The 16,439-nt window shown below is 46.1% G+C and carries 13 protein-coding genes; 6 read left to right on the forward strand and 7 right to left on the reverse strand.

All coding sequences use genetic code 11. The features are described 5' to 3' along the window. Positions 1-304 (reverse strand): TatD family hydrolase (locus tag KDK18_RS10310; RefSeq protein WP_257254816.1); only part of this gene is annotated, 304 nt, incomplete at its 3' end. 43 nt (positions 305-347) lie between these two features. Between KDK18_RS10310 and KDK18_RS10315 the strand changes: the two genes are divergently transcribed. Beyond that, positions 348-1,163, forward strand: coding sequence for an MOSC domain-containing protein (locus KDK18_RS10315; RefSeq protein ID WP_257254817.1), 816 nt, complete (start codon positions 348-350; stop codon positions 1,161-1,163). Between the two features lie 70 nt (positions 1,164-1,233). On the opposite strand, the gene xthA is transcribed toward KDK18_RS10315, so the two are convergent. Beyond that, entirely contained in the window at positions 1,234-2,052 is an 819-nt protein-coding gene (gene xthA, locus KDK18_RS10320; RefSeq protein ID WP_257254818.1) for an exodeoxyribonuclease III, read from the reverse strand. Positions 2,053-2,267: 215 nt separating this feature from the next. Between xthA and KDK18_RS10325 the strand changes: the two genes are divergently transcribed. Both KDK18_RS10325 and KDK18_RS10330 read left to right on the forward strand, forming a co-directional pair. Next, a complete protein-coding gene (locus KDK18_RS10325; protein WP_257254819.1) occupies positions 2,268-3,392 on the forward strand; it encodes an efflux RND transporter periplasmic adaptor subunit in 1,125 nt (374 codons plus the stop codon). Further along, entirely contained in the window at positions 3,389-6,481 is a 3,093-nt protein-coding gene (locus KDK18_RS10330) for an efflux RND transporter permease subunit (RefSeq protein ID WP_257254820.1), read from the forward strand. The genes KDK18_RS10325 and KDK18_RS10330 overlap by 4 nt, the downstream gene beginning before the upstream one ends. A 36-nt stretch (positions 6,482-6,517) precedes the next feature. Here KDK18_RS10330 and KDK18_RS10335 read toward each other — a convergent pair whose 3' ends face one another. The 4 genes from KDK18_RS10335 to galU form a co-directional block, all read right to left on the reverse strand. After that, positions 6,518-9,367 carry a hypothetical protein gene (locus KDK18_RS10335; protein WP_257254821.1) on the reverse strand — a complete coding sequence of 950 codons (2,850 nt, stop codon included), beginning with the start codon at positions 9,365-9,367 and terminating at the stop codon, positions 6,518-6,520. Between the two features lie 19 nt (positions 9,368-9,386). Next, entirely contained in the window at positions 9,387-11,015 is a 1,629-nt protein-coding gene (locus KDK18_RS10340; protein ID WP_257254822.1) for a hypothetical protein, read from the reverse strand. A gap of 229 nt (positions 11,016-11,244) precedes the next feature. Next, positions 11,245-11,736 (reverse strand): hypothetical protein, encoded by a 492-nt coding sequence (locus KDK18_RS10345; RefSeq protein ID WP_257254823.1) that lies wholly within the window; start codon positions 11,734-11,736, stop codon positions 11,245-11,247. Between the two features lie 394 nt (positions 11,737-12,130). Continuing rightward, positions 12,131-12,967 carry a UTP--glucose-1-phosphate uridylyltransferase GalU gene (gene galU / locus KDK18_RS10350; RefSeq protein WP_257254824.1) on the reverse strand — a complete coding sequence of 279 codons (837 nt, stop codon included), beginning with the start codon at positions 12,965-12,967 and terminating at the stop codon, positions 12,131-12,133. A gap of 235 nt (positions 12,968-13,202) precedes the next feature. On the opposite strand from galU, the gene KDK18_RS10355 reads away from it, so the two are divergent. Beyond that, positions 13,203-13,532: a MarR family winged helix-turn-helix transcriptional regulator gene (locus KDK18_RS10355; RefSeq protein ID WP_034841414.1), complete on the forward strand. Its 330-nt coding sequence runs from the start codon at positions 13,203-13,205 to the stop codon at positions 13,530-13,532. 203 nt (positions 13,533-13,735) lie between these two features. On the opposite strand, the gene KDK18_RS10360 is transcribed toward KDK18_RS10355, so the two are convergent. After that, on the reverse strand, positions 13,736-14,038 hold the full coding sequence (locus tag KDK18_RS10360; RefSeq protein ID WP_257254825.1) for a high-potential iron-sulfur protein: 303 nt from the start codon (positions 14,036-14,038) through the stop codon (positions 13,736-13,738). A 196-nt stretch (positions 14,039-14,234) separates the two neighbouring features. Between KDK18_RS10360 and KDK18_RS10365 the strand changes: the two genes are divergently transcribed. Beyond that, positions 14,235-15,320: a DNA-binding protein gene (locus KDK18_RS10365; protein ID WP_257254826.1), complete on the forward strand. Its 1,086-nt coding sequence runs from the start codon at positions 14,235-14,237 to the stop codon at positions 15,318-15,320. Further along, positions 15,317-16,435 (forward strand): tyrosine-type recombinase/integrase, encoded by a 1,119-nt coding sequence (locus KDK18_RS10370; protein WP_257254827.1) that lies wholly within the window; start codon positions 15,317-15,319, stop codon positions 16,433-16,435. Before KDK18_RS10365 ends, KDK18_RS10370 begins: the two co-directional genes overlap by 4 nt. Positions 16,436-16,439: the final 4 nt, after the last annotated feature.

The following is a 16,439-nucleotide window of genomic DNA, read 5'->3' on the forward strand; positions in this document are numbered from 1 at the left end:
CTTCGTAACAGGAGTCTGTAGTATTTTTGGCATAGTGGGGATGAATGCCAGCCGTTGAATAGCAGTAATCTGAATACTGTTGGGCCAGCTCCAAAGCTTGCTGAGACTCATTAACAGAGGTTCCTGTAAGAATCATCGTATGCACGCCAGCATCAATGGCACGCTCCATGACCTGATCCCGATCCTTTGAAAATTGCTCATCAGTGAGATTTACACCGATGTCCACCAGCTTAGGCTTCATAATAACTCGAAGTGTCAGGTAAAAATCTGGTACATTCTCTCCAAAATCTGATGGGCGTGGCAATAAGCCAATTCGCTAAATGTACAAAAATGATAGTGAGACTTTAATGACTCATTCTTCCCTGACTGTTTCCCATCTTGCTATTCATCCGGTGAAGTCACTCAAGAAGATTTCGGTGGACCAGGCTGTCATTGATCGTATGGGATTTGTGAATGACCGACGCTGGTTGGTCGTCGAACCTGATGGCAAATTTATGACCCAGCGCCACTATCCAAAAATGGCGTTGATTTCTGCCATTCCCCACGAAGATGGATTAACCCTGTCAGCTTCAGGAATGGATGATCTCATTATCAAAGACCCGGAGCGACAGTCTGAGGTCTCTCAAGTGCGGGTTGTGGTTTGGAAAGATGAACTGCAAGCGCTTGATGCAGGTGAGGCGGCATCCCAGTGGCTCACTGAATCTCTTGGCGTACCATGCAAAATGGTGAAGTTCTCAGAGCAGGTGAATCGTCAGGTGGATCTTCGTTTTGCCAACAAAGGCGACAACACAGCTTTTGCCGATGGTTTCCCTTTTCTTCTTACCACAGAAGCTTCATTGCAGGAGCTTAACAGCCGCCTTGATACTCCGATCACTATGGATCGTTTCAGGCCTAATATTGTCATTCAGGGTGCCGGTTACTACGCAGAAGATCATTGGAAAAGAATCAAAATCGGTGAAGTGGTTTTCCGGGTAGCCAAGCCTTGTAGTCGATGTGTCATGACAACGGTTGATCCGGTAAAAGGCGTTAAGACAGGAAAAGATCCGTTAATGACATTGTCAGGCTACAGAAGAACAGAGATGGGTGTCATTTTTGGACAAAACCTGATCCATGAATCAGAAGGCATTATCCGTTTAGGCGACGCTGTTGAGATTATTGAATAGTCTCAAAGAACATCAATAAAATACCATAGCCTCTTGATGTAAGAGGCCATTTTGTATCGGACAACGATAATCAGAGGTCGAATTTCACCCAGAGAGGGGCATGATCTGAAGGTTTCTCCAGGCCACGAATATCGTAATCAATGCCCGTTGCCCTGAAGTGCTTCATCAGGCAGTCCGTTGCGATAACCCCGTCTATTCGAAGGCCTCTTTTGGGCTCACGGTCAAATCCACGACTGCGGTAGTCAAACCAGCTATAGAGTTCTTCACTGCTCTTTTCAGGGCATACACGAAAGCAATCAGTGAATCCCCAGGCCAGAAGACGGTCAAACCACTCTCTTTCTTCCGGCAGGAAACTGCATTTCCCTGTTTTTAACCAGCGCTTTGCATTTTCGGGACCAATACCAATGTCGCTATCTTTGTGGGAGATATTGAAGTCACCCATGACCAGTAAAGGTTGATCCGGTGAATACTCCGTATCCAGGGTGGTCATCAGATCCTGATAAAAAGCTTGTTTGGCAGGAAACTTGGTAGGGTGGTCACGGCTCTCGCCCTGGGGGAAATAACCATTAATGACAGTAAAGGATTGGCCGCTGCGTGTCTGATATTCTGCAGTGATAAGGCGTCTTTGGGCATCAGGACCCTCAGTTTTGAAACCTTTCTCAACCCTGACAGGCTTCTGACGACTCATCAGAGCAACACCATAATGTGTTTTCTGTCCGAAATACTCAACGTGATAGCCCAAAGCTTCAATGGCTTCGACGGGAAAATCTTCATCAGTGACTTTGATCTCCTGCAGTCCAATGACCTCCGGCTGATGCTTTTCGATCAGAGCCTTGAGTTGATGCAGGCGAACACGGATTCCATTGACGTTAAATGTGATGACTTTCATGACCTTGAAACGGCTTCCTTGAGGAGTATGAGCTGCATCATAGCTGAAAAGCCTTCGGGTTATAAGCCGAAGCATCTGGCTCGAAGGTCAGAGAATGGCAAAAATATTGGCCTTTACTTGCTGCTTACCACCCAGCTTCTTTATAGTTTCTATTACAGAATCGTACAGGGCCGTACGAGATCATAGGAACAATCACGACACATTGCGAACACTCTATGCCTGACATTAATCGATCCTGGATCCTTGCTGGAGGAATGGCGGGGCTTTTAGGCGTCTATCTGCTGACGGCGGATATAACTTCCATGTCCGATAAAGGTAATTCCTCATTTCGTGCGAAAAGCGAGCCTGTTGTCGAATTACCACTGGCCAGGGTCTCAGCCAGAATTTTTCCCGTTGAATCCATTCACCGAACCCTATCCTTATTTGGAGAAACTCAGCCTGACAGAATAGTAACGATCAGTGCAGAAATTTCTGCCAGAGACCTGGCCGCATCGGGTCAGAAAGGGCAGTTCATAAAAAGTGGAGAAGCTATCGTCACCTTAAAAGAGGGGGCATTACCGGCCCGGATTGCTGCTGCCAAAGCCAGAGTCCGAAAAGCTGAGCTGGACTATAACTCGGCATTGTCACTGAAAACTAAAAACCTGATTGCTGAGAATGAGTTACCGCAACTGGAAGTGGCCCTGAGTGAGGCTCGGTCAGCGCTTTCAACGTTGCAAATCGATTTCGATAACACCCGAATCCGTGCTCCGGTGACCGGCATCCTGAACAACCGGTTTGTTGAGCAGGGCGATTATATTGAAATGGGGAAACCCGTCGCTGAGATACTCGATCTTGATCCTCTGGTGGTTTCTGTCAATGTTCCCCAGTCGTACATCGCTTCAGTCACCCTGGGTGACAGAGCAGATATCCGTTTTGCTACCGGAAAAACAGCCTCTGCAGAAGTTCGCAACATCGCCCGACTGGCTGAGTCAGGCACTCGAACCTTTAAGGTAGAACTCAGTCTGGCGAATACAGCCATGGAGACTCCAGCCGGTTTGAGTGTTGAAGCTGACCTTAAACTGGAGCAAGTTGAAGCCATCAAGGTTTCACCGGCCCTGTTAAGTCTGGATGAGACCGGTAATCCCGGCATCAAGTGGGTGGATGAAAGGGATCAGGTGAACTTCACTGCCGTCGATATTGTCAAATCTGAAGCCAGCGGTATCTGGCTTACCGGTATTCCTGCCAGTGCCAGGCTCATCACCCGAGGGCATGGTTTTGTCAGAGAAGGGGACCGGGTAATTGTTGACCCTGTGCAGACTCTTGCTGTTAAAAGAGACAAGCTAGCAGGGGATACACCATGAGCAGTCTGATTGGCCTGTCGCTGAACCGCAGTCGTACGGTTCTGATGATGTTTTTCCTGATTCTTATCTCAGGGATGCTCTCCTATCTGACGATTCCCAGGGAATCTTCGCCTGATGTTCCTATTCCCTACGTCTATGTTTCCGTTAACTATGAAGGCATTTCACCAGAAGATTCAGAAAGATTACTGATCCTGCCTCTGGAAAAAGAGCTTCAGGGACTTGAGGGCGTCAAAGAGCTATCGGCAACCGCTTCTCAATCCCACGCCTCTGTCACGCTTGAGTTTGAGGCTGGGGTAGAGCTTGATAAAGCTCTCGCCGATGTACGCGACAAAGTAAACCTGGCAAAAAGTAAACTGCCCGACGGTACCGATGAGCCTGTCATTGAACAGATTACCATGGCCAGTGTAAACCCTGTGATAACGGCTATCCTCTCTGGCCATCTTCCTGAAAGAGCCATGGTAAAGATTGCACGAGCTCTCAAGGATAAGCTGGAAGCCCGAAAGGAGATCCTGGAAGTAGACATCGCCGGTGACAGGGAAGAAGTCGTAGACGTCATTATCGATCCGATGAAACTGGAAAGTTATGGCCTGATTCCTGCTGATGTCATTAACCTTGTTTCACAGAATAATCAGCTGGTTGCCGCAGGCAGTTTGGATACTGGTCAGGGCAGCTACTCCATTAAAGTGCCTGCCGTCTACAAAACGCCGGCGGATATTCTTTCCCAGCCGGTAAAAGCAGAAGAGAACCGGGTGGTGACTTTTGCAGATATCGCTACCGTCCTGAGCACGTTTAAAGAGGGCGGCGGTTATGCCCGCCTGAATGGCGAAAACAGTATTGCCCTGGAAATAAAAAAACGACCCGGTGAGAACATTATTGAAGCCATAGAAATCGCAAAGGCCATCATCAATCAAGGCATTGCATTGGGACCCGGGACCTTGAAAGTGGACTACGTGGGTGATCAGTCCGAAGAAGTAAAAAGGATGGTGACTGACTTGCAGAACAACGTCCTGTCTGCAGTGATTCTCGTAGTTATCATTATTATTGGTGCTCTTGGGGCTCGGAGTGCCTTTCTGGTGGGCGTCGCAATACCCGGTTCATTCCTGTCGGGCATCCTGATTCTGCAAATCATGGGCCTGACCATTAATATGGTCGTGCTTTTCTCACTGATTATGGCGGTAGGCATGCTGGTTGATGGCGCTATTGTTGTCACTGAGTATGCAGACAGAAGAATGGGGGAGGGGATTCATCGCCAAAAGGCTTATCTCGAAGCCTCTCGAAAAATGGCCTGGCCCATCACTGCCTCTACTGCCACAACACTGGCAGCATTCTTTCCGCTGATGTTCTGGCCGGGAATGATGGGGGAATTTATGAAGTACTTACCCCTTACTCTCATCGCCACATTGGCTTCTTCTTTGATCATGGCCCTGATTTTCATCCCAACCCTGGGTGCCATGATTGGCAAACCCCGCTCACTGGGTGCCAGAGAAAAAGCATCCATGATGGCCGTTGAGTCAGGCGAATTTGCTCAGACAACCGGCTTTACCGGACGATATGTGTCGGTTTTAGCCCGTGCGATAGAAAACCCTGGCAGGGTTTTACTCTTTACCTGCATGACGGTCGTGCTGATTTTTACGCTCTTTATTAAGACTTCCCGTGGCGTCGAGTTTTTCCCTGATGTGGATACTGACGCCATCATCATCACCGTGAAAGTGAACTCAGGAAACCTTTCTGTTGATGAAAAAGATGCCTTGATGGAAAAGATAGAAACCCGCCTGCTAGACCTGCCTGGCATGAAAACACTTTATGCCAGAACCGGAGATAACCAGGTTGTGGGGACATTAAGAATCAATCTTGAAGGCTGGCAATACCGAGACACAACACTGGCCGTAGCTCAGGATGCTGAGCAAAGACTGGCCGTTTTCCCGGGGCTGGATATAGCCGTTGAACGAGTCAAGGATGGCCCTCCAGGCAGTAAGCCTCTGGAGCTGATTGTCAGAGCCGATAATCTCGAAACTCTTTACAATTCAGTGGCTAAGGCAAGAAACCTGCTCGAGAATGTTGGTTCTTTTACCAATATTGAGGATTCAGGGCCTGCACCCGGTTACGAATGGCGTCTGAGTATTGATCGTGCTGAAGCTGCTCGCTACGGAGCCGACGTTGCAACCACTGGCAGCATGGTAAGAATGGTGACATCCGGATTAACAGTGGGCTCCTATCGCCCTGATGATTCTGACGATGAGGTGGACATACGCATCCGTTACCCTGAAAGTGAACGACACTTGGAAAGTATTGACCAACTGCGTCTAATGACCTCTTCCGGACTGGTGCCCATTGGTAACTATACGGAACGGGAAGTCAGCAGCAAGCTCGACAACATCAAGCGTATAGACGGTAAACGAACCATCACACTTTCAGCTGACCTGATCGATGGAGCGCTGCTTTCAGAGCAAATCCCCTTGTTGACCCAGGAGTTGGCAGCGGCCAATTTTGCCGAGGGTGTCAGCTTTGACTTTAAGGGCGAAGAAGAGGACCAGAAAGAGAGCGGACAATTTCTGATGCAAGCATTCAGTATTGCGCTGTTTGTCATGGCCATGATCCTGGTAACCCAGTTCAACAGTTTCTACCAGGCTGCATTAATCATGTCAGCCGTGATATTGGCCACAGGGGGTGTCTTTCTTGGATTGATGATCACCGATCAGAGCTTTGGCATCGTAATGTGCGGCATCGGCATTATTGCCCTGGCGGGTATTGTTGTGAACAACAACATAGTCTTGATTGACACCTTTAACAGTCTGAGAAAAGAAGGGCACAGTACCCGGGAAGCGGTTCTCAGAACCGGTGCCCAGCGTCTCAGACCCGTCATGCTGACCACCATCACGACCGTATTGGGCCTGATGCCTATGGTATTGTCGATGAACATTAATATGTTCGACCATTCAATCGAGATTGGAGCGCCCTCCACCCAGATGTGGAATCAGCTGGCGACCTCAATAGCAGGGGGGCTAACCTTTGCCACTGTCTTAACACTGCTGGTAACCCCCTGTTTACTGATGATCTCCCGGAAATGGCAAGCTCGTACAGTTCGCTGATTTCTACATCATGATAGATACAGATAGATCGCATATCTATACGCTTTCATGCTCGAAGAGCGCTGGGATTGCCTGTAGTCGCTGATCGAAGGGCATCTGTTCAATGGTTTGAGGCTCCCTATTTTCGATGGGCGACTCAGGGGGGGCAATGGCGGCATCATTCGTCGGCTCAAGTCGCCCTGCTCGAATACGCTCAAACGTGTTCTCCATGGTTGCCTGATGCGTCTCTTTTAAATGGGCCTGAAGCTCGCGCTTCTGGCCAAAATTAGTCCGGCAGGCAAGGCAGAATGTTTTATGGAGGTATAACCCCTTCACTTTCCTTTTATCCAGAGGAATGAAATTATTATCCTTTCCCGCTGCCAGATCATGGAGGTGATTATTAAATGATTCAATATTGTGATAGATCACCTGACATGGAATGGCCTTTAGTGATTTAGGTATAGCCAACTCCAGAGTGCCCGGTTTAAACAGTGACCTTATCTCTTGTGGTTTTTCCTTTAAATCGTTAACAGCAGCGATTGCCTGTTTCGGGTTTTTATCAAAGCAGTCAAGGATTTCAGTAATGCTTATTCGGGAGGAGGGGTTGTCAGCATAGCTTTTATAGAGTTGCCTCAGCACTTTATTATATTTTCGTTGCCCGGCAGGCTCTGCTGATCGTTGGTGACGCCGGTGAAATTTTTCTGGAGAATACACTTTTTTATGTATTACCTTGGTTATAAAATCGCGCTTGTGCCTATCGATCAAGGATTCTGAGTGGTGCTTTTTCTCACACAGGCTTCCATCCGTGAGTGTGTGCTCAAAACGAGGCATTTTAGCTGGACGGGAAAGGGGGCTTATATCACGATCAACAAGGAAATTTTCGCGTTTTCTCTTTTTCGGGTTTTGCGTCTGTACTGCGGGAATGGCTGTCTGATTATCTTCCGCCAACACAGGGGTTCCTTCTTTACAGAAATTTTCAGCATAATAAGCCTCAACGCTTTTAATAATTCTTTTTTTCAGGATGTAATCTTTTTGTTTGTTCTCTCTTCTGGCAATTCTCTGGTTCAACCCATCCGGGCATTCACAGAGATAACGGGTCGCTTCGCAGACGGTGCATTCTGAACAGCGGCAAGTGATAAATTTGCTTTGTTTTTCCTTCAGTTTTTCGTGTTCATGGGCCAGCATTCCCGAAGACTCGGTATCTTCCCAATCCTGCGTCAGCGATAAGTCAGCTAATAATTCTGGAATGGCAGTGCTCTCAGCGTAAGCTCGGCTCATTTTCCAGTATCGTTGCTCAGCAGTGGGTAATTCATCAAATGCCTCAAGCGTCTGGTTCAACTGCAAAGCCGTCACTTTAAAAGGAATAGGGACACCAATGTGTTGTTCAACGGCCAGTTTTTGCTCCTTAAGGTGACTCATGTATTGTTTGCGCGCTTGATAATAGGCCTCTCCATAGCTGATATTACCCTGATCATCCTTTCTTGCTGTAAATCCCTGTTCTTTGAACTGCTTTTTAATCAGGTCTGCTCTCTCTTTTTTAATCTGATTTGTTGTGGTTTGAATGGCCTCAGCAAACCGTTGTCTGGCTTTCAGTCGCCTTTGTTCTTGCTGGAATGCTTTGAATTCTTCTGTTCCTAAAAACAGTTTCTGATGGCTGGGATTGTTATAAAATTGAGAAAGTATTTCTTTTACTTCAGTAAGAGGGGGTAATGTTTTCCATTCAGCTACTTGAATTGGGTGCACCAACTGATTAGTGGTGCTGTCGAAATAGTCTCCACTGGCTAGTTCTTCATTGAGTGTTTTGTTCCTCCAGGTAACCTGTGATCTATAGCTCATCAGGTAATTATAAATGCTACCAAGGTAATGCAAGGTAATGGCAATCTCAGGGATGACCTCGGCCTCGACAGTTTTGCAGACCTGATCTTGCTTAGCTGGTTCCTGCCAGTGCGAATATAGGTGAGCCAGTTCATCGGCCTTGCTATTAAAAGCCCTGCTGGTCATCAACTGAAACGTCTCATGTTTATGGTCACTCCATAATGCTGGATTTGCGACCAGCAGAAAAGCAAAAGCGCCGATATCATAGGTCGATGAGATGCCTTTTTTCAGCTCTCTTTGAATGACATTTTCGAATTGTTCTTTTCGACTGGCACCTTCATACAGGATGGTATTGCCTGATATTTCCTTGGTGAAAGAAATCAGCAGATGGCAGACTCTGTTCATGGTGCATGCATTGTCCGTTTTTAGAGCATCGAACCAGATGTCTTTGATAAGACGGAAAAATGCCAGATATCCTAACTCTGATGGTGCTTTTCTATAGCCTCGATAGTGGCTGGAGCAGACCTTTGTTGTAGAACCGAAGTTAAACTTCATGTCGCCTTTTACGACCAGTTCTGGCCAGTTTCTTTTAATATATTGAGCTTGCTCTTTGAGCTCTGGAGGCCAGCGGTCAACGATAGTTGCAATTTCCTGTCTATCGGGCCACAAGGATGCATAATGTTGGTCGAGTTCTCTAACTGCATCATCTTTTAATGATCCTACAAATTCTATTAGTGTCTGGGCCAGCCGAGCTTTACCCTGAACGCCAGGTGTCTGTTCAATGACTTCACTAAGCTGGTGAAAAAGAGGAAACCGGTTACTGCGCCAGCCTTCACCCAAAAAGTTGGATATGGCCTCATAGGTGGGGGAGATGTTTCTATCTTTAAGTGTTTTCTCTGCCGCACTAATTTCCCTTTGTGAAAATCCCCGGATCTTCAAATTCTGCAGTCCAAGTGGCTCTTTCGAGGTTTTTCGTGAGTGAAAAGTTCCAGTCGTTGGTGCATCACTCTCCTCTGAGTCAGTTACACCCACTAACCAGAAACTTTCATTCAGGGCGTTTGCACCTGGATTTGACGTAGATGAAATATCCATTTAAATTTTTCTCCAATCTTTATTCAGGGCGATCGTTATCAGCGGACTGGCTTGGGTTGCTCTCACTGTCACCCGGAAGCTTGCCAATCATGTTTTGCTGCAGTTTTTCAGCCAATTCATATTTATGCATCAACTTCCACACTTTTACCTGAGCCAGGTCAAAGTCAAAATTGCCAGATGGCTCACATTGTGCGCTCTCATTGGCATCGGGTTCTTTATTTCTCAAGGCCAACAGCCGTGCTTTAGCCATACCGTACCGTCCAAGTGCCTGTTCACAAAGTCTCAGGGCCAGGTCAAGCTTGGGAATAGTTGAGGCTCCGAATTTATTTAGCGAGTCTATCGTTATCAACCTTAGTTTTTCCAGAATAAAGGAGGCTTGCATCTTTTTTTCATGGGTTTGCTCTTTAAGCGAACTTGCAAGCCCTATGAAAATGTTTTGGCATTCACTATCATTCAGCTGAAGCGGGCCTTCGCTCAAGAGTTCTCGGAATAATCCTTCCGCATGTCCAAAACTTTGTTTTTCTAGTTCCATGAAAGCTTTACGCATTCTATCTTTAGCGATATTCGTGTTTTTCCTTGTTACGGGACCTGATGTGAAATCTGCGCGATTGACTCCTCTCTTCACATAGATTTGCGCCAGTGAACTCTGTAACAAAACCCCTCGCGTGGGACAATTACAACGTAATTCATAGTTTTCTTTGAGAAAATCCATTGTCTCTTTTGACACGGAACCAAAGTTACACTCATGTTCGTCATCAATGCCAATAAGAAGAACAACTACTTTATTCAATGCTTCCGATTCAGTGTATTTTTTTACCAGAGGCAAGCTAATAGGATGCCCTGGCAGGTCAGGGAAACTCATAAATAATACTGAGTTCTTATCAAAAAACGAGGGAGTGATATCATCGCTCGTCAAATCTTTATCATTGACCTTAAGAAATGGAGAAAGATTTTTCTCTGCTACGCCATGATCTTCTTTACAGTAAAGACTTCGGGCAGGTGAATAGTCGTAAGGTCTTACAGTAAAGCCAGCCACGGCAAATAGCGCACTGTGATAACAAAAAGGCCCTGATCCTGCATCAATGATAACAGTGTCTTTTGGATCAAGATTTAAGTCGTCCTCAAGAAAACTGCGAACCTTATCAAACTCTGACGACAATAATGGAACATATGTTACGACGTCACCGGCTAAGCGATCTTTAGGCTTAACCATATACTTATGATAATTGATTAATCCAACTATTGAGTCTTCTGAAATATCGCAAATATCACGGCATTCAGTTGGTCTACTACTAACCTCAGACTTCTTGCCGGGATGAGCTTCTGCCTTAAAAATCCCTTGACAGTAAATAGGGACAATACTTTTTAAATCGGTAAAGTCCAGTTTTGGTTTGCGCTCAGCCGCTTCAAAAGCGTTTACACCAAAAGCAACTGCTCTGGAGGAAATTCCGGTCTCTTTTTGATCTTTTTGTCTTGCTGCAGGATCGGATGTGAAATCTGCCTGACTGACCCCAGATGGCCCACCTCTGAAAAGGCTGACGGTTTTGCCGTAGGCATTGCCTTGACTCATGGCAGTGTAATCTAAAGTACTGGCTTCAACGCTGTTCGGTTTGGGACTTTGTCCCTGATATGGTGGTAATTGATCCATCGTTTTTTTCTCCATCTTTATTTGTCTTTATTCATGAACAAAGAACATGTGTCATATTGACCAGCAAATTTAACGAAAGTTCCACAACAAAGGGGTAGCAAAACAAGTGGGTTCTTTCGCCCTGATGATTCTGACGATGGAGTAGATGTACGTATCTACCACGCCTCAGTGGGCCAGGCCAGGCAGAGGAGGTGGGTTCTCAGTAAGACAGGACCGGCTCAGGCTGTCCTCATTGTCGCGATGTGCTTGCCATCATGTTCTGCTGCAGTTTTGCAGCCCTTTCACGTTTGTCCATCGACTTCCAGAGATCCACCAGAGCCGAGTCGATTTTAAAATCCCCACAGGGCTGGGTGAGCCTGTCCTCACTGGTATCAAGTTGCTTGTGACTCATTTTCAGCAGTATTTTTTCAGACCTTTCAAGTTTGCGCATCTCCAGCGCAGTCTTAACATGTTTCTCCTCAAACCATTGGTGAAACACCTTTAGAGAGGGCGTTTGGCTTACCGCAGCTTTCGAGTCTGCATTCGTTGAGGATGTTCCTGTTACGGTATCTGGTGCGAAATTTACGCGATTGACTTCAAATGTCTCATCACCGACAGTGCTGACAGGTCTACCGGAGAGATTGCCTGTACTCTCTGTAGCATCAACTGTAGCAGCACCTTTAGCAGTGTAAGCAGAGGCATTTTTTCTCTGATCACATGGGGTATTAGCTAATCGATCCATCGTTTTTCTCCAATTTTTACTCAGTACGAAGGTAAGTTACTTTCAAAGAGTGCTTGTAAATATCGACCAGTGAATTAAACGAAAGTTCCAAAAAAAAGAGTTGCAGAACTGACGGTTGAGCAGAAGAAGAGAATCTGGTGTCTTGAATATATCCAAGTACGAAACGCTTGACACTGAGCCATGGCTGACTTGATGGGACTGGTTACTAAGAAATGTATGATGAACATTGCGGGGAAATCAGTTTTCGGCTGACATTAGTTATTTAACATAATATATATTATGCGAACTTATGATTATCAAAGAAACCGGCACTGCATGCCGGTGTCATTATCTGGAATTTCTCTTAACTCTCAGTCTTTGCCGATCTCAAAAGATGAACTTCCACTTCACCGATTTACCTGGACTCTGCCTTATAGACATTCTCAAAGCAAAAATTAGTCGCTTCTATGTAACCTTCAATACTGCCACAGTCAAAGCGAGTTCCCTTGAACTTATAGGCGAGAACCAGACCGGTCTTGCATTGTTCACGCAGAGCGTCTGTAATCTGGATTTCACCATTACTGCCAGGCGGAGTTTCTCTGATTATATCGAAGATGTCAGGCGTCAGAATATAGCGGCCAATAATGGCCATGTTACTGGGTGCTTCACCTTGAGCTGGTTTTTCAACCATATCTTCAACACGGTAAAGCCCGGGCTTGATCATTTCACCGCTGATGACCCCATACTTGCAAGCCTCGTCGACAGGCACTTCTTCAATGGCGACGATACTGCAACGGAATTGCTTGTAAAGTTTAACCATCTGGGACAGAACACCTGTTCCCTCAAGATTAATGCAAAGATCATCGGCTAAAACGACAGCAAACGGCTCATCTCCAATCAGGGTTTCTCCGGTCAGGATGGCATGACCCAGTCCTTTCATTTCACGCTGACGTGTATAGGAAAACGTACATTCGTCCATCAAGCCTCGAATACCCGAAAGGGTTTCTTCCTTGGCTGTTCCCTGAATCTGGTGTTCCAGTTCATAATTAATATCGAAATGGTCGTCTAGAGCCCGTTTACCACGGCCTGTAACGATGCAAATCTCATGCAGACCACTTTGTAAGGCTTCGTCAACGCCATACTCAATCAGGGGTTTATTGACGATGGGCATCATTTCCTTAGGCATAGACTTGGTCGCAGGCAGGAAGCGCGTACCGTAACCAGCGGCAGGAAAAAGGCATTTCTTGATCATGGGTTAACAGTGCCCTTGGTTGTTTCAAAGCATAACAGCCACGTTATCTTTGTATTAAAATAGACGACCTGACTCTTAAAATTTGCCAGATCAGTATAAAACTGTCTAATATTTGTTCTGGTACCTCTGTTGTTGCACCCGTTGTGCAGTATTGCTTTAGAGGCCGAAGAAAAAGAAGTATACGACGCCTTAAGCTCACAGCGTACCCATAACCTAACTTAAAGGTAGATTAATAATGACACTTAAAGGTCTGATTAAACTTACCCACCTACTTCAGGAATACCCACTAACTATTATCCAGTGGCAAATCTTACTGGTAGTGGCTGAAAATCCCGGTGAAACTATAACTGACCTGGTGAATGCTGAAAAGCTGACCTGCGGCACGCCCAGTGATATCGCTGTCAGTGTGAAGCGTCTGGGTGAAGGTCGTCACGACCGTCCTGGTCTGGGTCTTATTAAAAAAGCTCAACATGAGGACGATGGACGTTATTTCAAGCTGACCTTAACCCCCAAAGGTAAAAAGCTGGTCGAGAAAATAAAATCAAAAGCGCGCTATATTAAATGACGCTTCCTTTTGGGCTCAGGAATGCTGCTGATGGGTGTTTTAACTAGTACGATATTCCAGCTTGAGCCCTCAATTCTGTATGCCTTACGCCCGTTTTTTGTTGGTTCCACCAGATGGATCTTTAGTACCTGCTTAATTCATGACTCTCCCGAGCTTCTCTTAAGCAGGCCCTAATCATCAAAGCGTATACCCAGTCAGTCTGATCAGTTGGGTTTTGCCGCCCAGGCTGCGCACCAGCCACCCTCTTCTACTCTGCGACCGGCAAACAGTGTACAGCCATTATTCTTAGCGGACTCAAAGAACATACAGTTTTTACAGACATCCCCTTCCTTATATTTTGGATTACCCTTGGCCTCAGAAGCCTTCTTTACGTAGTTAAGTGCTTTAGCCTGTGGCTCGTCTTCCTGAACTTCGTCTGTAGGGGCTGGTGCTGCAGCAGTGTCGATTACAACTAAAGGGATTAAGCCGCAAACCAGTCCCAGTTGGATAAACTTTCTTCTATCCATTTTTAGTCCTCATCGTGTGTCGTTTGACAGAATTCTTTTGTACGCAATCCAATTCAAAGCAGATCTTTTTCTTTCTCTAAAAAACTATTTCTTACTACCGGTAAGTTCAGTTACCGGTAGTAATTAAAAAACTTTAATACCATTAATACCAGTATTATAATACTGGTATTAATGGTTCAGAAACGGGTATGAAATCATGGATAACAAGGCCAACGGCGAGAATCAGAAGGATATTCAGCGTAGAGAGCTTGTTTTCAGAGTTCTGGACGACCTCAAAACCAGAGGCGAACGTATTAATGCCGACAAGCTGGCCCGAATTGCCAAAATGGGGAAACAGACGGTGTTGCCCTATTACAATGAATGGCGCTTTCTGGATGATGCCCAGAAAGAGGTCGATGATGAGCTCCCTGCTGATTTGGTGCGTGTGCTAAAACGCTCACTCATCCAATGGAAACATGATGCAACCGCCTCGCAACGTGATTTTGAAGATCAGGCCAACCAGGAAATTGATGAACTACAACAAGTAGTACAGAAGCTGACTGAGGAAGGAATGAATCTAAAACAGCAGTTGGAGCAGTTGACGGATGAAAATAAGGTGTTACGAGAAAGTGGAGAGAGGCTAAATCAACAACAGTCTGAGCATGAGAAAAGCATCATTCAGTTGAAGGAACAGCTAAACACAGAGATCGAAAAAAATAAGAAGCATGAGGCAGTGATTGCTTCCAGCAAAGAAGAACATACCCAAGCCCTCGCCTCTTTGGAGACAAAGCTTGACAGCCAGTACCAGGCACAAATCAATCACTGGATCAAAACCGTCGACAATGAGCGTCGACTAAGAGCCAATGTTGAATCAAAGCTTGTGAAACAAAAAGAGTCCGGGCTGACTGCCGAAAAGGCGCATAATGAAATCCAATATCGATTGGAAGCCAAGTCCAAAGCTCATCTCGAAGCCTGCGAAGAAAGGAATCATTACAAGGCCATCGTCAAAGAATCAAAGCCACTGCTTCAAGTTATCAAGGAAATAACATTGCTTCTGAACCTCCCTGCCGAGGCCCTTTCCAGCGCAGTGCGGCAGCTATTAGATGCAGAACATAAGGCCCGGCATGATCAGGATGCTATTAAAGAGTGCAGGAAGCAGCAAGCAGCCCTTGAGCTCAAAAACCTGTCATTACAGAAAGAGCTTGATTCAACAAGAACACTGGAGCATGAAGTTGCACGGCTCAAGGGCTATAACGATGCCCTAAAACTCACCATTGAACAAAACAAAGAAAATAAGTCATGAACTTACCTGCTCTTTCAGAACTTCTGAATCTTCCCGGGAGTGACCATCAGTACAACCCATCATCGTTAAGTACTGATATGACAGGCGCTGTCAATGACAGTGAAATTCTTACTCTGTTTTTGAACAAATCCGCAGCTCGTTCTAACGAGACACTCAGACGCTACGAGAGAGAAATCCTGCGTTTCAGCGCCTGGTTATATCAAGATATTGGGGCGAGCTATAAGGAAGTTCGTCTAAAGCATCTTCAGATGTATCTTCATCATATACAAAATCTGCCGGATCGCTGGTTAGAGCAAGGTGTTCTCCCCGGGCAACCCGAAAGAATACTCTTTAAAGCGTCTATCAAACCCGGAAAAAGCACCGATCAGGTGATTGATGTACTCTCATCTTTCTTTTCTTTCCTGGAGAAAAATCGATACACGCTGGGCAATCCCGCTGTTTCTTTGATTCGTTCCGGAGAAAAGCTGGCCCGAGGTACTTCTACTATCCGCTTCTTCCATGAAGAAGAATGGCAACACTTGCTGAATTGCCTCGAGCTACAAACGCAAAGTGAGCACGTATCCAAATCAGAGTCAGCAAGAACACGTTATATCATCATGCTGGGCTACAGCCTCGGGCTTCGAGAGTCTGAAATGACCGAACACAGCTGTAATGATATTCATCCAGGTATTGAGGGAGGCTACTTTCTCAGCATCCTGGGGAAAGGTCGAAAGCGCCGTCAGCTACCACTAAACAATAAGCTCATTGAAGAGATCAGGGCATTCAGACATAGTGTTCAGTGTGAAGGTCTGTCAGGGGACAATTTCCCATTGGCCCCAAGGACGCGCAGAATTCAGGGCAAAATAGGCGGACTTTCCTCCAGAGGTCTGCGTTTCTGGTGGCAAAGTTTTATGGATTTCTGCGCCTCTGAATCAGACAACAGCCAGCAGGCAACCCGATTTAAAGTTATGCCTTTCCATGCTCTGCGACATACTGCACTGACACACCTTGCCCGTCACATGAAGATAGAGGATCTGGCCATTTTTGCGGGCCATGACTCCATCAACACCACCAGCCAGTACTATCACACCGAGGCCAAGAGATTGAAACAAATGACGGAAACTCATTTTCTCTGAATCA

The sequence above is a fragment of the Endozoicomonas sp. SESOKO3 genome (genome assembly GCF_024606255.1).